8 protein-coding genes and 3 pseudogenes are annotated in these 19,452 nt (G+C 65.6%); 4 read left to right on the forward strand and 7 right to left on the reverse strand.

Annotation, left to right across the window (positions count from 1 at the left end):
- Positions 1-289 precede the first annotated feature (289 nt).
- Both LN251_RS11330 and LN251_RS11335 read right to left on the reverse strand, forming a co-directional pair.
- Positions 290-904, reverse strand: a complete 615-nt coding sequence (locus tag LN251_RS11330; protein WP_458244318.1) for a DUF4254 domain-containing protein — start codon at positions 902-904, stop codon at positions 290-292.
- A gap of 437 nt (positions 905-1,341) precedes the next feature.
- Positions 1,342-2,577: pseudogene (locus LN251_RS11335) on the reverse strand (IS701 family transposase).
- Positions 2,578-2,628: 51 nt separating this feature from the next.
- Here LN251_RS11335 and LN251_RS11340 point away from each other — a divergent pair.
- From LN251_RS11340 to LN251_RS11355, 4 genes and pseudogenes are all read left to right on the forward strand, one after another.
- Positions 2,629-2,961: pseudogene (locus LN251_RS11340) on the forward strand (transposase); the annotation flags it as partial.
- A 354-nt stretch (positions 2,962-3,315) separates the two neighbouring features.
- Positions 3,316-3,949 (forward strand): annotated as a pseudogene (locus LN251_RS11345) (transposase family protein); the annotation flags it as partial.
- A gap of 191 nt (positions 3,950-4,140) precedes the next feature.
- Positions 4,141-6,240, forward strand: a complete 2,100-nt coding sequence (locus tag LN251_RS11350) for a hypothetical protein (protein WP_458246811.1) — start codon at positions 4,141-4,143, stop codon at positions 6,238-6,240.
- A 71-nt stretch (positions 6,241-6,311) separates the two neighbouring features.
- Positions 6,312-7,991, forward strand: a complete 1,680-nt coding sequence (locus tag LN251_RS11355) for an Hsp70 family protein (protein WP_458244319.1) — start codon at positions 6,312-6,314, stop codon at positions 7,989-7,991.
- Positions 7,992-8,035: 44 nt separating this feature from the next.
- Here the strand turns inward: LN251_RS11355 and LN251_RS11360 are convergent, their stop codons facing one another.
- The 5 genes from LN251_RS11360 to LN251_RS11380 all read right to left on the reverse strand — a co-directional run bounded on the left by LN251_RS11360 (position 8,036) and on the right by LN251_RS11380 (position 19,449).
- Positions 8,036-11,479: a DEAD/DEAH box helicase gene (locus LN251_RS11360; RefSeq protein ID WP_458244320.1), complete on the reverse strand. Its 3,444-nt coding sequence runs from the start codon at positions 11,477-11,479 to the stop codon at positions 8,036-8,038.
- 386 nt (positions 11,480-11,865) lie between these two features.
- Positions 11,866-13,083 carry a hypothetical protein gene (locus LN251_RS11365; protein WP_458244321.1) on the reverse strand — a complete coding sequence of 406 codons (1,218 nt, stop codon included), beginning with the start codon at positions 13,081-13,083 and terminating at the stop codon, positions 11,866-11,868.
- 246 nt (positions 13,084-13,329) lie between these two features.
- Positions 13,330-16,596, reverse strand: a complete 3,267-nt coding sequence (locus tag LN251_RS11370) for a type I restriction endonuclease subunit R (protein WP_458244322.1) — start codon at positions 16,594-16,596, stop codon at positions 13,330-13,332.
- Positions 16,593-17,834 carry a hypothetical protein gene (locus LN251_RS11375; RefSeq protein WP_458244323.1) on the reverse strand — a complete coding sequence of 414 codons (1,242 nt, stop codon included), beginning with the start codon at positions 17,832-17,834 and terminating at the stop codon, positions 16,593-16,595. Before LN251_RS11375 ends, LN251_RS11370 begins: the two co-directional genes overlap by 4 nt.
- Positions 17,827-19,449: a class I SAM-dependent DNA methyltransferase gene (locus LN251_RS11380; RefSeq protein WP_458244324.1), complete on the reverse strand. Its 1,623-nt coding sequence runs from the start codon at positions 19,447-19,449 to the stop codon at positions 17,827-17,829. The genes LN251_RS11375 and LN251_RS11380 overlap by 8 nt, the downstream gene beginning before the upstream one ends.
- Between the last annotated feature and the right edge of the window lie 3 nt (positions 19,450-19,452).

Consider the following 19,452-nt stretch of genomic DNA (forward strand, 5'->3'; position numbering starts at 1 on the left):
TTCCGCCGTCGAGGGCATGGCGTTGCCTGCTGCTACCGCCGTCATCCTGACCACTGCAGGCGATGCCGGCCCGCGCCGCCGTCGCCTCGAACCCGGGGACCGGAACGCGAGGCACCGCTTGCCGGGCGCTACGACTGTCACCGTCCCGATCGGTTGGCGCTCCAGAGGGGATGTCCAAGCCCATTCGGGGCCTAATGACTGCAGGCAGTCGTCCTGGTCGTGGAATGCAACTCGGACTCTAGGAAACCTGCCTGCGCATCCTGGTGAACAAGCACTTTCGATTTCGGCTTCATCTATCCATGTATTTCGATGAAGGTCGATATATTTTAAGGGTGCCAGAGGGGGGTAATGAGGCTCTGCCTTCAGCCAGGGCACGGAGGGTAAGCTCCAGAGACTGCTGCAAATGGCGCCGTTTATTTTCGGCGAACTGTCGCAGGGCGGGATCGGCCGAGTGGTATTCCTTGAGGATCAGGATGGTGATTCGGTCAATTAGCTCACCCAGCGTCTCAGAAAGGTGGACGGTTGGTTTCTTTTGTTGATCAGGGTAGAGTAGATGGGCGAGAGTATCTATCCCGTCGATCAACTGCGTGCGAGTCGCGTTCGATATGTCGATCAGTCGTTTCGTTAGCGCTAACTCCTCGGGCGTAACGTGCTCCGAGTGCGAAATGTCTTCGAGCTGCCACTGTTTGCGGTTCTGTGACAGAAGCTCCCGGATGGTTTCGTCCAGCTTTCGTAGGCGCCCGGATTGTTGTCCGTTGCCGCGCTCAGCGAAATGCGCATAAATGATCTCCAGCACTGATTCCAGAGATGATGATCTCAATGGCAGGCCATTTCTGAGAGGCGCCGGTCCTGATGTACCAGGATAGCCGGTGGAGTAAAGACCGGTCACGACGTCCGACTGCATCGGTTATCGAAGATTGAGATTCTCGGGACGGTGTTCGGAGGCGTACGGTGAGGCGCCGATGCTCGGAAGCGCGCGCTCGCGCACTACTGTTCTAGCGGTTTCGCGCCTTCACGGATGGAAGGAAACGCGCCACCGTCCCTAGCCTCAGGCTTTCATAGAGTGGCCTGTCCGAGGCTTGATCACAAACGCGAGAAGTGCTCCTGACCTGGAACGATAGGACTTGTCGAGGGTCCAGATCTTGCCGTGTAAAGAGGCACTTCTTAGTACTCCAGCAGCGTTTCGCTATCTGACCTGGTCAGAGGCATCGTCGAGAGTGTAGTTGGCTGATGGCATGTCCGGGGCGGTCTTGGCGGACCGCCCCTCCAACGAGTGGCACCGACGCCGATAGTGACAGTGCCGGGCGACGGCCTGACGCCTTCGCCGCCATCGCGACCAGCTCAGCGCATGGATGCGGAGAGGCGGCCGGGGCCAGTGTCCGGGGTCAGTTGCCAGGAGCTGGCGGGCTTCTGCCACGGTGAGCGGGACCATGGTGGAACCGTTTCTGCATCCCCCTTTGCCGCCGCCTGTGCTGCCGTGACCGCGAGAAAGGCGTGCGCGAGCATGGCCAGGGTGACGTGCCTCATCCAGCCGACGTATCGGCGGACCTCGTACTCATCCAGGCCGCACTCGTTCTTCGCGGCCTGGAAGCATTCCTCGATCGCCCACCGGCGCCCGGCGACGCGCACGAGCCTGTCGACGCCGGTGCCCACCGGCGCGTATGCGAGGTAGTAGGCGATCTGATCGGGTCTGCTGATGCTGCGCCGGGCCAGCGCCCAGCGGCGATGGGTGGGCCGCTCATCGTCGAAGTCCTCGATCACCGGGAGTTGGACCGCCGCCCAGTGATAGACGCGGGGACCCTTGGCGCCGTCGCCGCACGAGCGGTGCTCCCATGCCTCACTCGGTGCTTGGGTGAAGAGGTGGTCAATGCGCCCGAAGCGCGGCACCGGCTGGGACTTGGGGACGGCGAGCACGTAGCCGACGGCGGCTTCTTCGAGCATCCGGCGAAAGCGCCACTCCTGGCCGTAGGCGGCATCCGCGGTCACCCAGGCAATCGGCAGCGAGGAGGCGAGTGCGCGCAGCACGATGGCTCTGGCCAGCTCTGGCTTGGTGGCAAAGACCCGTTCATCTGGGATCTTGGCGGCGCGGCAGAGTTCGCGGTCATCCGTCCAGGACTTGGGCAGATACAGCTCTCGGTCGACCAATGCGGGCCTTTGGAGGAGGCGTAGGCGGCGAAGACGCCGATCTGCCAGTTCTCGGTGCGGCCGGCGGTGCCGGAGTACTGGCGCTGGACGCCCGCAGAGGTGGTGCCTTTCTTGACGAAGCCAGTCTCGTCGAGGATGAGCACCCCCGTCGTCTTCGCCGAGTTCGTCGGCGATGTATGTCTGCAGGTCGTCGCGGACGTCGTCGGCGTTCCAGGTGGCCCGGCTGAGTAGCCGTTGCAGGCCGTCGGGGGTGCGGTGGCCTGCGTGTTCGGCCAGTCGCCAGCCATTTTTGCGACCGACCGGGCCGAGCAGCGCGCGGACATAGTCACGCATGCGGCGTCGCAGGTCGGCGCGCCCGAAACGGTGGCCGATGCGCAGAAAGAGGTCGTTGAGTTCACGCTCCCAGGTCGCGTCGGCAAGGTCGTCGATCACGCGGAGAGGCTGCCCTCATCACCGCTCAGACAGTTCCCGGTGCCACTCGTTGAAGGGCTGAAGCCCATGATTGAGGGTCACCAAACGAGACACGACCCCCACCGCGGCCGGTACTTCAAGCCCCAGCGCCTCCACGCGGCCAAAGCCTACGGTCGGGCCGATCTGCGGAAATGGCTGCGCGGCAAGCGGATCGCTCGCAAGGGCATCGAGTCCAGTGAACGATTAGGGCGTCGGAGGTGGGTGATCGAGCGCACGATGTCGTGGCTGTCCGGCTACCGCAGACTGAGCCCCCGCTACGAACGCAACTGCCGCAACTATCTGGGCTTTCTCGGACTGGCGGCAGCCATGTGCTGCTACAAGCGACTCGTCCGCCTCACCACGTAGGACACGGTCTTAGGTGAGGGTGCGACACGAGGTCGCGGGTATTGAGTGGATGCTGTTGGAGAGGGGGTCGGCGGTGTCGCCGATGACAGGGTAGTCCCGGGTTCGGGTCCGATGCCCCGTCCCCACCTGGACATGTGTCGCTGGCAACGGTGGGGTGCGAAGCTCCAGTAAGAAGCCCAAGGACTTCCGTTCCACCCGGGGGTGACAGGCGAGGGGAAGGCCGGACGGGCGAACACCAGTGAGGTCTTTCAGTGTGGCCACAGATCGGGTGATGAGGTAGTCGTCCGCAACGGACAAGCTCCCGTGCTGTTGAGGCGGTGTTCGACGCCTCAATTCGCCTGCGCAGACGCCTTGTTGGTTGCTTATCCTGCCGTACTCGACCTGCCCCATGCCCTGGTCGAGTGGGTCACCATGCTCATCGTCGCCCGCGAGGGTGTCCGCCGCTGCAAGCTCGCGCCGCACCAGCGTGCTCTGGTCGGTCTGGTGTACCTGCGTCGGCACGACACTCTCGCGCAGCTCGCAGTCGGCTTCGGTATCTCCGTCGGCACCACCCATGCCTACACGGCCGCGGTGATCGCTCTGCTCGCCGATCGCGCGCCCCGCCTCCTGCGCGCGCTGCGCGAAGCCGACCCCGACTACGTCCTGCTGGGCAGCACCCTTGCCGAGTGCGACCGGGTCGGCGGCAGCCGGGCCGACTACTCCCACAAGCATCGCCGACACGGGGTGAATGAGCAGGTGGTGACCGACCCGGCCGGGCGGTTGCTGTGGATCTCACCCGCTCTGCCCGACCGCGCCCACGACCTGACGGCGGCCCGACACACCAGATCATCCGGATCTGCGAACGCCAGGGCGTCCCGGTCCCCGTCGACCGGGCTTACATGGAGCCGGCTCGTGGGTGACGACATGTGTCAGACGCCCACCGGGCCGCGAGCTCACACCGACCCAGCAAACCAGCAACCGTGCGCTGTCCGCGGCACGGGCACCGGTCGCGTCCCCGAGCGGCCCGGTCGCAGCGTCGAAAAAAGAGCTGACAGGAGGCCCGTGCCGGCACCCAGCGGATCCATCGCCCACGTGGCCGCCCACGCCAAGACCTTGGGACTCCCTCCCAGCGCCAGGCAGCCGAACGGCTGGCACCGGATCGGACTGCCCAGTGCGGCGCCAGACCGGTAGTGTGCCGCCGTGGAGAGCGGATACCTGGTCATACGCCGCCAAGGCAACAGCAAGGGCGATGACTGCATCGGGACGGTCTGTCAGGTTGAAGACGACAATGCGGTCGTCCAGTGGCCAGAAGGCCTGCGAACCCGGATTCCGTTGCCCGTGCCTTCCGACATCACGGTGGTGTCGGTCGACTCACTGCGGTATCGCTCACTACGCGATGCCTCAGCTCTGCGAGAAGAGTTCGCGAAGTCGCCCGTTCCCGTCCTGATTAGGCTTCTGGATGAGATGGGTGGGGAAGCATCCGTCAAGGAGCTGCGCAGCCAGGCACGCACCCTGGGGCTGGCGGGCGAGCACAACAGCACTTGGTGGAGCCATATGCGAAAGCGGCTACTCTCGCATCCGCGGGTCGCTGAAGCCAAGCCGGGAGCGCCCCTCAAGCTTCTCGATGAGTCGGCTGATCCGTTCGTCGAAGAACGAGCGCTGTCGGCGCAGGAGGCATTGGAGGCTCTGGCGACGCCGACCACCAAGCGGGCGCAGGGACGCCAGCAGGCTCTGCGCAAAGCGGTCGCATCGGGAGCATCGGAGCTGAGCGCGTACGAGCATGTCGCCGCCCACGCGCTCGGGGTGGCTCTACGGTCATGGCCGTTCGACGAGACGGCGTACACAGCGCAGGGCGTTTCCGAGAAAGTGCTAGCAGCAGTTGTGGAGTTCCTTGCCGAGGTGACGACAGGCCAGCGCCGTGCCAAGAACCCGGTGGCCGACCCGTCATCAAAGCTGAGCAAACCGGGTGCTCCATCACCCCATGCCGTCACGCCCCTCCTGGTGGGTCTGGTGACGATCCCGGTAGAAAGCGCCGCGGCGGATCAGGCAGCAAAGTTGCCACGCGGTCTAGCCGCGCAGGAATGCGTCATGGCAGTCATGGCCGGGTTCGACGAGACAGAGCAACCTGCTGACCGTAAGCACCTTCTGCGTCGTGGCGCCGCGCTTCTGCAGTGGGCAGTGGCCGAGACCTCCCTGGTAACTGCCGAGCAGCGTGAAGCGTTCGGGGAGGAGCTCTGCTCACGGGCTCTGCGTCTCCTGCTGCTGTCGGCAGAGCTAGAACAGCATCAGGGCCCTCTTTACGAGTGGGTCGATCTGGTACTCGCTGCGGTACCCGATCACGTACTCCAGCACGTCATCGCCACAACCATGAGCGACGACCTGAAGGCGGCGCTGGAGACGCTGCCCGCCCGTCCGAACGGTGGCCGAGAGCGAGCCACACGTCTCATGACCTCTCTCTCGGCCCGGCCGGATGAGGCCGACCCAGCCGTCCAGTCTCTGGGGGATTCAGCGCAAACACCTGAAGCCGGTGCCTGCGGCGGCCCTACACCCGGCCAAGAGCCGGGGCAAGCCATTGAGCCAGAAGACCAGCCATCACCTGCTCCGGCTCCGGCTGCAAGTTCGGTTCAGGAAACCTATGCGAGCGACGGCGCTGCGGACACCCCTGAATCATCCGAGATCGGGCAGTCGTCCCGCCTGGAGGAGCGCGCCCGATACGAGGCTGCTCTGGACCAGGAACGTGCCGTGGCATGGGCGCTGCGAAGCGAACGGGATGATCTGAGGCAGGAGCTGGCCACCCTGCGGAGCCAGTGCGACCGAGCCGACGAGAAGATCAGCACATTGCGCGGGCAGCTTGGCATTGCCTCCGCAGAGCTTGAAGACGTCACCCGGCGCGCCGATGCCCTGACCAAGAAGGTGCAGCGGCAGGAGGAGGAGCTGCGGCAGGGCCGTCAGGCGGGACGTGCTGCTTCGCAGTCCCAACTTCGGCAGGCACGGATCGACGGTCTCAGGGTGCTCGCGACCGTGCTGGCCGAGGTCGCGGACCAGGCGATTCACACGACGACGGACGATTCCGCTTCCGCCCATGCCCTGTACCGAAGGGTCCTGGCGCAAGCCTCAGCGGCGGGGCTCACGGACATTGGCCCCGCCGGTGAGGAGGTGGACTTCGACCCCGTGCATCACCAGTCACGGACCGGCCCGTCCGCACGGGTCATCGTGGAGCGGCCCGGCTTCGCGTGGCAGGCCGGAACCCCACAGGAAGTCGTACTGGTGCCGGCGCTGGTTCGGCCGGTGGAGCAGTAGTCAAGGAAACTCATCGCGGCGGAAAAGGGGCTCGCCGTCCTCGGGCGCCCCTCCCTCGGAGGAGGACATGAGTGGGTGACGAAAGACCCCTGGTGGGCATCGATTTCGGTACGGCGACGACGCTGGTGACCCAGCGGCTTCCTTACAGCTACGCCGAGACCGTGCCGATCGGCAGCAGCACTGCATGGCTCCCCAGCACTGTCGCCGCCTCGCCCGATGGCGAGCTGATGTTCGGAGAGGCCGCCGAGGCGATCGGGGGCCCCGGCGCCGTGCGCTCCGTCAAGCAGTGCATCACCGACGACAGATACGGCCCGCTCTCCCTGGGGACGCATGCGCGGGGCGCGCAGATGTTCACTCCAGACCGGCTGATTGTGGCCCTGCTCCGGCATGTGCTGCTGCTGGCGAAGGCCAACGAGGCCGAGACCGAGGACGCAGACTTCCGCCTGGCCTGCCCTGCGATCTGGGACGGACCCCGCCGGAAGCGACTGGCCCAGCTGGCCGTAGAAGCCGGAATCCCGGTGACGGTCGCCGACATCATCGACGAACCGATCGCAGCCGGGCTGGCGTGGTCCGAAGGCTGCCACGACCGCGACGGCCAACCGCCCGAGGGCACAGTCCTGGTCTTCGACTACGGCGGGGGCACGTTGGACATCGCGGTGATGTCGGTGGGTGAGGATCTGGACGATCTGGAGCCGGAGCTGACGGTCCTGTCGGCCCGGGGCGTGCCAGAGGCAGGCGACGCCTTGGACCAGCGCATCGCCAAGCACCTGGAACGGGATCTGGAAGCCGCCGGCATTCGTGTCGATCGCCTTGCCGACCCGCGAACCGTACGGTCGCTGTTGCTGTTGGCCGCCCGTCGTCTCAAAGTGCTGCTGTCCGACACGCGTTTCGACGCACAGAGTGTGCCGCTTGGAGGCGGCTATACCGCCCTTCCCATGTTGGAGTACACGCGAGAGCGATTGGAGGCCGCCTTCCGTCCCCAGCTGGACCGGGCCCTGGAGTTCGTGAGAGCCGCACTGTGTGAGGCGCGGCTGCGGCGTCGGATGACACCGGATCTAAAGTCCCTGGCCCGCATGTCAATCCAGGAGCTGGCCGGGGACGTCGACTACGTGCTCCTGGCAGGCGGGATGTCACAGATCCCTCTGGTGCGTGAGGAATTTCTGCGCTACTTTCCGCACGCTCGGGTGGAGTACGACCAGTCACTCGAAACTCCAGAGGAGTCCGTGGCGACGGGCCTCGTGGTGCGCTCCGACCGATACCACCGGCTTAACCTCCCACGGCCGGGTTTCGACCTGGTACTGGAATGGCGGGACCGGGACGGCCGTATCAGCCGTGAGCTGCTCTATCCGGCCTTCCAACCGCTCTATACCCCGGACCGGATCTTCCGGCGGGAAGGCGGCCTTGCCCACCGGTACGACGGTCAGGTGCCGGGGCTCACCGGGGATACGAACGCCGCACTGCGCGCCGTCTCGGTCGACGGCAAGCCGCTTGACTTCGTTGTGGATGGGCGCTCGATGCCTCATCTGCCGGTCATGCTGCGGCGGTTCACGGACTTCACGTTCGCACTGAAGGTCTCTGGAGAGATCTATGTACGGGACTGCGCCTACCAGGAGTCGCGGTTCCGAGTGGAGCGATGGCCGATTCTCCGAGGGGGAGAGCGCGCCTCCGTGAGCCTGAGCACCGTCGGCAACGGATTCCCGGAACAACGAAAGCACACCTTCACCGACTTCTACTCGCATCCGCATCAGTGACCATGGGGTGGCGTCCGTCCCCGGCCGCGTGTCGAGCGGCAAGCTCAGCCCTCGACCAGGACCAGGGCCACCGTCTCGGTGGAGAGGCTGAAGCGGGAGTCGCGGTCCATCTGCGCGAGGCGGGCGTCGCGCTGAGTCTCCAGGTGTCCGACACGAGCAGCGTGGAGGCGTCTAATGGATGTGCTGTCCACCTCCTGGGCGAGTCGGCGTGCCTGCTCGATCTTGTGGCGGAAGGTGTCCTCCACGGTCGCACGCCGACCAGCCGCGAGAGTTGAGTTCTCCGCCTCATAGGTGCGTTTTGCCGTGAATTCCCTCTCGGCCGCCAGGTCGTGCACGGTCTCCAGGATCTCGGGGAGGGAGGCCGAGACACCCGCCGGTAGGGGCTTCGACGGCTCAGCTAGGTCGCCGCCGGCAAGACAGGTCAGCAGCGCGGTGCCCACCTCCGGCACCTCCTTGAGGGTCGCGGTGTCCACAGCCGTGGTCCACAGCTCGCGGCGTGGCCGAGCACCGTCCACCCGGGCGAGCCTGGCCTCGACCAGGTAGCGGGACCCTGGCGGCAGACCGGGTATCCGTACCCGGCCGTAGCGGCCGAGCGTCTCGGCTCGCTTGGTGAACCACCAGTGGGCAGCGCGGACGAGTGGATGCCGCACGCTCAGCAGTGGTGCGCCGGTCTCCGTGGAGGTACGGGCCGTGAAACAAGCACGCAGTGACTGGTACGGGCCTCCAAGTCTGGCCAGCAGATCACTGCCACTGGGAACGGTGAAGGCCCCGGCGTTCATGGCCTCGTACATGGTCCGGCGCAGTCGGCCACTGCCGGTGATGTCCACCAGGTCGTCGGCGCCGGGAACCTGTTCCATGCTTCCGTGCCCTGTCTGCTGGAGAAAGGCCTCCACGAGTCCGCGGATCTCCCGTGGCCCCAGGTAGCGGCCCCGGCCGGGACTGTGCTGGTCGAAGCCCTCGACAAGCAGGTCATCCAGACCCGTGAGGATCTCCCGGGCCTTTTCGAGCGTCGCGATGTCCTTGTCCCGGTCCACTCGGGCGACGCCGATGCGGTCGATCTGGCGTCGGCGCTCCTCTTCGCTCAGGCTGGGGTCCAGCACCACACGATGGAGTTCGCGCAGGCGGCCACGCAAAATCGGTTCGAGCTCTCCAATCGCGTCCTGGAAGACACCGATGCGCTGGTAGAGGCGCTGGAAGATGTCGGTTTCGATGGTGCCCGGCACCTGCATGTTGAAGATGAAGATCTTCTCGTGCTTCTGGCCGAACCGGTCGAGTCGGCCGATGCGCTGCTCGACGCGCATGGGGTTCCAGGGCAGGTCGTAATTGACCAGGACGTTGCAGAACTCGAAGTCCAGGCCCTCGCTTCCGACCTCGCTCACCAGGAGCAGGTCGAACTCTCCCGCACGGAAGTCCGCCATGATGCCGGGGCGTTCCTGCTGGGGCACGCCGCCGTGCATGACCCGTACCCGGAACTCGTCAGTGAGCCTGCTCTCCAAATACTCCAGGGTGCGTTTGAAGAAGGAGAACACCATGGCCTGTCGGAGCCCCTTGGCTCTGGCGTCGCGCAGCATGCCAACGAACGCCTCGAACTTGGTGTCCCGGGACAGCGGCCTCAGGAGTCCGGGCAGCCGTACCAGCTCATCGACATCATGGTGTGACGCCTGCGCGAGTTCCTCCGGTGTGAACTCAGCCTCGGCGTCGTCGGCCAGCACCACCTCCTCTTCGTTGACGAGTCCTGTTCCGCCCGCCGTGTCCGTCCAGACATCGCGCGCAGACGTCGTGACCCTCCCGGAGAAACGCTCACGCAGCCGCTGCTGCATGGCGGGGATGCAGCTCGCGGCCTGCCGGAGCCACATCTGCGCGGCGAACCCGGCTGCGGTGCCGCTGCGGGCGGCACGCCGCAGGCACCAGGCGTGCAACTCGTCGTAAAACTCGCGCTCGGCCCCGGTCCACGTGACCCGCACGTCCTCGGGCACGCGCACGGCCTTGGCGTCGGGGGTGTCGGCCTTGCGGGTGCGGTTGACGATGCCGGCCAGGGTGTTGAGATCGGCGATGCATCGTCTTGCTTCGGAAAGTTGGTGTGCCGTCAGGGCGTGCGGCGTCGCCAGGACCTGGCGCAGCCTATTGAACTCCGGCCGCTGTGCTACCAGTTGTCCGAACCGAGAGCCCCGCACCCGGTCCAGCGTCGGCAGCAGGCTGTTGGCGCCTCCGGGCGTACGTCCTGCACCATCGGCCAGCCGAGCGGCTACGGCGTTGAGATGCCGATTGGGTTCCAGTTGCCTCTCGAAGACGTGGGGGTCGGGAAACGCGCTGGGGTCGAGCAGGTGGACCAGGTTGTAGAGGTCCTGGTTGCCGAGGTTGAGGGGCGTCGCCGACAGAAGGACGAGGGCGTCGGCCCAGTCGGCCAGCTGGCTGACCGCCGCGTGGCTGCGGGTGGCGGCGTTCCTCACATAGTGGGCCTCGTCGACGATCACGAGATCGAACGAGGGCCGCAGTTCGGCGAGTTCGGTCAGCTGTCCGGCTCGTCGCAGGCGCTCTAGGGAGATCACCCCCGCGAAAGGCTGCTCGTTGTCTCCCCGACGCAGCAGCCTGAGGAGCTCCTCCATGCCGTCGTTGTCGAGGACACGCAGTCGGCGGTCGAAGCGCTGGTCCATCTCGGCCTGCCACTTGTGCACCAGCGCGGCCGGGCAGACGACCAGCCCTCGGAAATGCGTCCCGCCGAGCCGCGCCGCGGCCCTCCGCAGGTGCGTACGCTGCTCGAGCTCGTTCCAGATGAGCCCCGCCTCGATGGTCTTTCCCAGGCCGACCTCGTCCGCGATCAGCAGCCTCTGACGGTCGGAGTTCATGAGCTTGAGCACCGGGCGGAACTGGTACGGCCTGAACACCGTCCGGCTCGACTGGAAGGAGTACACCGTGTCCGTGAGCGGCGTGCTGAGTTTGGCCAGGGTCAGCGTCAACGCGATGTCGGCAGCCGGGGCGGGAGCGCCGAGTACCCACTGCTCGGGGTCGTCGGACGCGACGGTGACGGGTTCCAGATTGTCTTCGAAGACCCTGGACGTCCGCCCGTCGGCGCCTCGCAGCGTGTACTGGAACCCGTCGTCGCCGACGGCACGTACGCGCGTGACGGTACGGGTGCTGCTCTGGTCCACGATCCGGACGAGATCGCCGACGGCGTAGCGGGGCACGGCCGACGCGGCCTCGCTCTCCGGCCACTCCCGCCATTGCCGGTACAGCAGGAGGGCACGATGTAGCGGATGTCCGTCCTCGACATCCCGCAGACGTTTATGCTGGGCCGGGACCGGAGCGGTGCCGTCACAGAGGGAAAGCGCGGCGACACAGCCGCTCGACCGGCGCGACTCGAAGATGTACAGCCCCGAGGGCAGGCCGTGGCCCGGCGAGTACGTACCCGACGGGATCCGACGCATGTGCGGCAGACCGAGCCGCTCAGCGGCCTCCGGCGTGTCGTAGAAGGCCTCTGTCGCGCGCACCAGCAGCTCGCGCCCAGCGCCCGCCTCCCCCCAAGGGCTGTACCGAAGCCGCGCCATGTCGTCGTCGACCGGCACCCCATCCGACGCCCCCGAGCCCTGGCCGCCGAATTCCGCAGGTCCATTCACGCCCCACCCCCACCGTGCCCTGCCTTGAGCAGTAGGGCAACACAGTAGCCAGCAACGCACGGTGGCGACGGTTGAGATGGCGAATCAGATGTGCAAGCAACAGGCCGCATTCCCGACGTGGCACAGCAGGGCGTTGTTCGGCGGGAAAGTCCGGTCACCTCCGTGAAAGATCTTGCTGGCTGATGTCACGTCACCACGCGGCGACTCGGCTGTCCTTCCATCCAACCCGAGAGCCCACACGACTGACTGCCGGCGCTCGCTCACTCCTCTTCGCCATGTTCTTCGCGGGCAAGCGCAACGCGGCTCGCCAAGACCGCAACCCCCGCGACCGCCACACCCGCTACGGCCGCTTTGCGCCCCGCCTCTGCGGCCGCGTTCTTCAATTGCACCGGGTCCCGGGCCGCGTCCCACCATCGTGTCGCCTCCAATGAACGTCGGGCAGACTCGATTCCGAGCGGCCTCTGGAATTCATCGACCGCGCTGCCGACATGGTTGATCGAGCCCACCACAGTCCGGTGCGCGGGCAAGTGCAACAGCACATTGGAATTGGCCGTGCCGGCAGCCGCATCCACGCGTGCCATCAGGTGCTCAATCTTCTGCGAGATGAGTTCCCGCCGCTTCTGCCGGTCATCCTTCAGCGCTAGCCGACGCCCGTCCAGCTTGTCCGGAGACTCGTCCAGTACCCGCTGCAATCGCAGCACGTCGAGCGCGTCTTGCAGTTCGAAGCAACGAGCCACAACGGCGAGCAATTCCTGAACCTCGGACTCTGCTTCCTTGGCCATCTTGGCGAGATCACCGATCTTGGTCGTGCTCTCCACCCTCTCCGCGAGTGCGTCGAGTCGACCCAGCGCCCACCCCAAGGCGTCCGTGACCGTATGGGTCCTGGCCTGAACGGTCGACCACGTATCGTCGTCGACCTGGCCCTCCCGGTCCAGAACGGTCATGGCAGACTCAATGTCGAGGCCCGCTCCGAACACTTTCCCCAGCTCGACGTTCTTCTGGGCGCGGATCACGTCGTCGACCTTCTTGTCGATCGTCGCGAGATAGCTCTTGATCTCGTTCATCTCATGCTGCCTCGCGAGCTGCGCCATGATCCCTGCGGCACCAGCAAGAATCGCCGGGTTGGTCAGGAGTGAGCCTGACCGCTCCACCACCTGGAGCCATGACTCGATTGAGCCTCGTTTCCCCACCATCGCGTAGCTGATGCCAGGCGTCTTGGTTTCCATCAGTCCGTGCTTCTTGTAAAGACGCGCGGACTCCTCGGTCAGCTTCAGCCAGCGACCTGAGTTGGCGGCAACGTCAGAACCCGCCTGTGCGACTCCAGCCGCGGCACGGAGGAGAGCACCGAGCCGTCGCAATGCGAGGTCCTTCGACAACGACAACAGTCCCTCTGATGCGAGGAAGCGCTCGACATCCGTCGGGTCCCCGATGACCGCAAGTCCATCGCCGTCACTGATCAGCTGAATCTCGTTATCCATCGCTCGCTCCTGTAGTGACTCCTCGCAGTTGAAGGTAGGTGGGGTGAGCGATGCAAGGGCTTCCATCATCGGAAGGCATCGCCCTCGACCCGGCCACCGACGCGCGCACCGCACGTCCTGCGGCTACACCCTCAACTGCGAAGAGCCGTTGAAACCGAAGACCTGCCAGGGGTTCGAACCCTTGGCCTCTTCGGCCCGGCGAACCTTCCCGTCAAAGCAATCGGACACCCTGACAGCCAAACCCAATCAGGCACCCGAAGATCCTTTTGCGGACCACTCGTTGGCGAAGTACTCCATCTGCTTAATAACCAGGTCGATGGCTGCCTTCTCCCGGTCCGGCGGGTAGTTGTTGCGGACCAGGAGGCGCTTGATGGCGCTACGGAGACGGGCGCGGACCGGTTCGCGGGCGATCCAGTCCGGCTTCAGCTTGCTGCGGACCTCCGCGACCAGCTCACGGGCGATGCCGGCCAGTACCTCGTCGCCCATCAGCTCCCGTGCGGTGCCGTGGTCGGCGACGGCGTCGTAGAAGGCGAGCTCGCGCCAGTCCAGCGGCGGGTTGAACTTCTCGCCGCGCCGGGCGTCCTCCATGACCTCCTTCGCCATCTCGACCAGCTTGGCGATGAGTTCGGCGCTGGTGTACTGCTGTCGCATGTACCGCACCATGAGGTCCTGAAGCCGTTCGGAGAACGTGGTGCGGCGGACGACGTTGTGACGCGTCACCTCGCGCATCTTCCGCTCGATGAGCCGTCTCAGTGCCTCTGCCGCCAGGTGCGGGGTCTCACTGTTCTGGAGCTGCGCGACGAGCGCGTCGTTGAGATGGGTTAGGTCGGCGGTCTCCAGGCCGGCCTCGGCGAACAGATCCGTGACTCCGCTCGTCTCGACGACCGAGGACGTCAGCTGAGCGAGGTACAGCTCGACATCGCGGGCGATGGGCAGACCGCGGGCCTCCCGCTCCATCGCGTCGTACTTCGCCATGTAGGCACGGACCTCGACGAAGAACTGGATGTCCCGGCGCCAGGTCGGGGTGTCGGGGAAGCGCTCGCCGATGTTCTTGGCGCTGGCGGACAGCGCGTAGAAGCGCTCCAGGCGGTGGGCATGCTCGCGGTAGCGGCGGCCGAGCGTCTGGCGAGGGTCGTCGAGCTTTTCCGGGTCGTTGCCCGGCGTACGCGGATCCCTCAGGTACGCGGTGGCCTTGCGCGCCGCGTCAATGAAGGCCGTCTTCGTCGGCTGGGCCAGCCGCGCCCGCCAGTCGAGGCCGCGCAGCATGTCGTTGAGGATGACGTACTCGTTGCGCAGCTCGTCCAGCGCCCGGTCCAGGTCGTCGCCGAGCGTCCGGTCGTCCTGGTCGGCGTCGGTGTACTCGGCGATCGCGCGCTGGAGATTCTCGGTGAGCGGGGCGTACCCGACGAGGAGGCCGTCCTCCTTGCCGCGAAAGCGGCGGTTGACGCGGGCCAGGGCCTGCATGAGGTTGGCACCCTTGAGCGGCCGGTCCAGGTACATCGTGTGGATCGGCGGGGCGTCGAAGCCCGTCAGCAGCATGTTGTTGACGATGAGGAGCTGGAGCTCATCGTCGGGGTCCTTGGCGCGGTTGATGACCGCCTTGCGGCGGCTGTCGCTCAGGGCGTGCGCGAGGAGGTGTTCCTTGTCCTTGCGTGAGTTCGACGAGAAGACGATCTTCATGGCGCCCTTGTCGATCTCGTCGCTGTGCCACTCCTCGCGCAGCTCACGCAGGGCGTTGTACACGCGGACACAGATCTCGCGGGTCGCGCACACGATCATCGCTTTGCCGGTGGCTCCGCCCTTCTCTGAGACGCCGACGAACGGCTGCATCGCCGTACGCCGGGCCTCCCAGTGCGCGACGAGATCCTGGACGAGATCCCTTATGCGAGCTGGCGCACCGTACATCGCGTTCATCGTGGCGACAGCCTGCTCGACACGCTGCCGCTCGGTCTCGTCGAGCCCGTCCGTGATGAGGTCGGCCTCTTCGTCGATCTTCGTCGGGTCTACGTCCTTGTCCAGGACGAGCTGGATGACGCGGCCCTCGTGGAAAACCTTGACAGTCGCGCCGTCGTCGGCAGCGCGCTTGAGGTCGTAGACGTCGATGTAGTCGCCGAAGACCTCACGGGTATTGCGCTCGGCCTCGGAGATCGGGGTTCCGGTGAAGGCTAGCAGCGTGGCGTGCGGGAGGGCGTCGCGCAGGTGGCGGGCGTAGCCGTCAAGGGAGTCGTAGTGGCTGCGGTGCGCCTCGTCGACGACGACCACGATGTTGCGGCGGTCGGAGAGGAGGGGGTGGTCAGCGCCGGCCTCCTTCTCCTCCTTGGTACGGCCGAACTTCTGCAGCGTGGTGAAGAGGATGCCGCCGACGCGCTTGGCGGCCAGTTCCTCACGGAGTTCGGCGCGGGTGAGGACCTGCTTGGGAGCCTCCGGGAGGATCTCGCTCTCCAGGAAGGTGGAATAGAGCTGGTCGTCGAGGTCGGTGCGGTCGGTGATGACGACGACGGTGGGGTTGAGGAGAGCCGGGTCCCGCATCACCAGGGTCGTGGTGAGGACCATCTCTTCGGACTTGCCGGACCCTTGCGTGTGCCATACGACACCGGCCCGCCCGTCGGTCGCGGCAGCCTCGCGTACGGCCTCGGCGGCGCGGGTCACCGCGTGGTACTGGTGCGGCTTCGCGATCCGCTTCATCCTCTTGGCCGGGACGAAATTGATGAACGACCGGATGAGGGACAGGAACCTCGGCTGGGTGAACAGGCCGTGCAGGGCCAGGTTCTGGCCCGAGTCCCATATGCCCTCGGCGTCGAGCAGGTCGACACGGGCGCCGAACTCGTCCGTGTTCCAGGGCGCGAAGTGCTCGTACGGGGTGAAGGGGGTGCCGTACTTGGCGGTGATCCCGTCGGAGAGCAGAACCACGGCGTTGTACCGGAACGCGGTCGGGAACTCCTCGACGTACCGGGTCACCTGCGAGTGCGCGTCCTGGAGCGTGGCGTCCTCGTCACCGGCCCGCTTCAGCTCCAGGACAGCGAGGGGCAGGCCGTTGACGTACAGGACGAGGTCGAAGCGACGGTTCTTCTCGCCGTCAATAACTGTGACCTGGTTGAGGACGCGGTAGACGTTCGCGTCGGGGTTATCCAGGTCGACGAGACGGATTGTGGGGTTGTGCTCGGCACCGAAGGCGTCAGTGTAGGTGACGGAGCGGATGCCGGCGGTCAGGTAGGCGTGGGCGTTGCGGTTCTCCTCGTACGTGTCCTGGGAGGACGGGGTCGCAGCGGCGGCGACAGCGTCCCGGACGGCGTCCGGCGGCAACTCCGGGTTGAGCCGCTCGATCGCCTCGCGGAGGTCCGGGTAGAGGATCAGGTCGTCCCAGGACTTGCGGTGCTCGGAGCCGGGGGCGAATTCATTGCCGGGGGACGGCTGCCAGGCGAGCTCCGCGAGCTCGTCGAGGGCGAGAAGCTCCCAGTCTGCCTCATAGGGGCGGTGCCGCTCGTCTCTGCCGCCGTATCCGGGATGCGTCATACGTGGTCCTCGACAATCTTCTCGGCGTCCTTGATGCGGAGGCGGCCGGTCATGAGCTGAGGGAGGAGGGTTTCGCGGAGGGCCACAAGGTTTCGGTTCTCAGCCTGAAGCGATTTCATGTGGGCGAACACCGCCTCGGCCTCGCGGCCGAAAGCAGCCAACGCATCTGTCTGCGGACGGTTCACAAAGTAGTTCGCCGCGTCTGCCGCGCTGACCCGCTGACGCCCGGACGTGCCGACCATGTTGCGAATCGCGTGCTCCCGGAACCTGCCGTCACGTGCCAAAAAATAGCTGAGTTCAGCAGGAACTCCGGAGCGTGAGCGCAGCACGATAAACTCGGTCGATCCGAGCCCCACTTCACCGTCCTGCATGAAGTCGACATATCCGGTCTTGCCGTTCTCAAGACACGGAGTGATGCGCGCCAGGAGCGTGTCACCGTTCATGAACCGCGGACCGGACTTGGGTGCGCGCCGGGTCCAGACTGGAATGCTGGCCCGGCTGATCTGCAACGCGGCCATGTCCACGTACACCGGTTCCTCAGCCGAGGGCTTGGACAATTTCGGGTTGAACTCGACGAGGTCCGTGATGGCCACGGCCTTGCCTTCTCCAGGCTCTTCAGAGAAACCCAATTCCGTGAACCTGCATTGAAGCAGTTGCTCGTAGGTGGCCGCAATGCGCTCGTTGATAGCGATCTTGCTATCCAGCACTCCGAGCGTGGCGGCAATAGCCTGCTGCGTATTGCGGGACGGCAGTGGGACCATCTCCGTAGCAGCGAATCGCGTGAACTGAAATCGGGCTACACCTGTGTGCTGAACCTGATGAGTCCACATGTCTCCACGAGCATACAAATACTGTAGATACCAATACACGTAGCGCGGATCGGCCGCTGCAGCATCAACTCGCAGGAAACGCGCGAAACTCGCACACGTAACATCGCCAGGAAAGGCATCGAGAACTTCCCTGGTGATGAGAACCGTTCTCCCCGTAGGCCGGTCGCGCGATCCGCCGGCGGTCTCGATAAGAATGTCGTCCGTCCGCAGCAGACGGCGGCTCATCGTCTTCTCCGGAAGATATCTGAGTGGAACCGTGGAGACGCGCCCGAGGCTCACTTCCGAAAAGTCTGTTCCTCGGACTACGTGCGCCGGAGCATGCCCATCCTGCGGCTCGCCCTTCCCCCAGTCGCCGTCCTTTGTCTCCGCCAAAAGGTCCCGGAACAGCACAAAGTTAGTTTCAGGCACCGACCCTCCCCAAGTAGTGCCGCACGGTCTTCTCCAACTCAGCGGATCGGTCGAACAGTCCGCGCAGTTCCTCGGTCAGCGTGGCGATCCTCTGCGCCACCGCCTCCGTGTCCTCTTCCTCTGCCTCGACAGTGCCGACATACCGCCCCGGCGTCAGTACGTACCCGTGCTGACGCACCGTCTCCAGATCCGCTGAGAAGCAGAACCCGGGCTCATCCGCGTATGTCAGCCCTTCCGCACGGGCCGACGCCGTCCCTCGCCACGCGTGATAGATACCGGCGATCTTCGCGATGTCGGTATCAGTCAGCACGCGCTCGGTCCGGTCAGCCATCTCCCCCATACCGCGAGCATCGATGAAAAGGATCTCGCCCCTGCGGTCCTCAAGGCGGGTCGCACCTTGGGGGGTCTTGTCTTTGGCCAGGAACCACAGACAGGCGGGAATCTGCACGGTACGGAACAGTTGGGACGGCAACGCGACCATACACGCCACCAGGTCCGCCTCCACCAACGCTTGGCGGATCTCACCCTCGCCACTCGACTGCGAGTTCATGGAGCCGTTGGCCAGGACGACACCCGCCGTCCCCTTCTCCCCCAACTTGGAAATCATGTGCTGGAGCCACGCGTAGTTGGCGTTGTTCCGCGGCGGAACCCCGTACTTCCACCGAGCGTCACCATCGTCCCGCGCCCAGTCCTTGATGTTGAACGGCGGGTTGGCCATCACGAAGTCGGCCTTGAGGTCAGGGTGCTTATCGTCGGCGAACGTGTCGCCCCACCGGGGAGCGAGATTGCCGTCGATGCCATGGATGGCCAGGTTCATCTTGCCCAGCCGCCAGGTGCGCTCGTTCAGCTCCTGGCCGTAGACCGCGATGTCTGCCTTGTGGCCCCGGCCCCGATGCGCCTCGATGAACTTGCTGGCCTGGACGAACATGCCGCCCGAGCCGCACGCCGGGTCGTACACCCGTCCCTCATACGGCTCAAGGATCTCCACGATGAGCCGGACCACCGACTGCGGCGTGTAGAACTCGCCGCCTCGCTTGCCCTCCGCCCGCGCGAAGTTGCCGAGGAAATACTCGTACACCTCGCCCAGCACATCCTGCGCCGGCTTGTCTTCGTTGCCTCCGAAGCGGGCGTCGCTGATGAGGTCGACGAGTTCGGCCAGGCGCTTCTGGTCGACGTTGTCGCGGTTGAAGATCTTCGGGAGGACGCCGGTCAGCGAGGCGTTCTCCCTCATGACCGCGTCCATCGCCTCGTCGAGCAGCTTGCCCACGCCCTGGCTCTTGGCGTTCGCGGCGATCCACGACCAGCGGGCGGTCTCCGGAACCCAGAAGACGTGCGCGCCGGTGTACTCGTCGCGGTCCTCGAGGAACTCGTCGAGGCGGTCCTCGGCGATGCCGTCCTCGGCGAGCTCCTTGGCCAGCTCAGACCTGCGCTCCTCGAACGCGTCGGAGACGTACTTCAGGAAGATCAGACCGAGAACAAACTCCTTGTACTGCGCAGCGTCGATCGAGCCGCGCAGCTTGTCCGCGGCCTTCCACAGGATCGCCTGGATCTCCTTGGGCGTGGAAGCGGTGAACAACTCCGCCTGATCCGTGGGCTTTTTCGTGCGCGGAGGCATGGA

The organism is Streptomyces sp. MAI_2237 (assembly GCF_054189285.1).

Bases quoted from the DNA above. Each gene is read 5' to 3' on its own strand.
- LN251_RS11330 (WP_458244318.1), bottom strand. From the start codon at position 904: ATGCAGTCGGACGTCGTGACCGGTCTTTACTCCACCGGCTATCCTGGT.
- LN251_RS11365 (WP_458244321.1), bottom strand. From the start codon at position 13,083: ATGGATAACGAGATTCAGCTGATCAGTGACGGCGATGGACTTGCGGTC.
- LN251_RS11370 (WP_458244322.1), bottom strand. From the start codon at position 16,596: ATGACGCATCCCGGATACGGCGGCAGAGACGAGCGGCACCGCCCCTAT.
- LN251_RS11380 (WP_458244324.1), bottom strand. From the start codon at position 19,449: ATGCCTCCGCGCACGAAAAAGCCCACGGATCAGGCGGAGTTGTTCACC.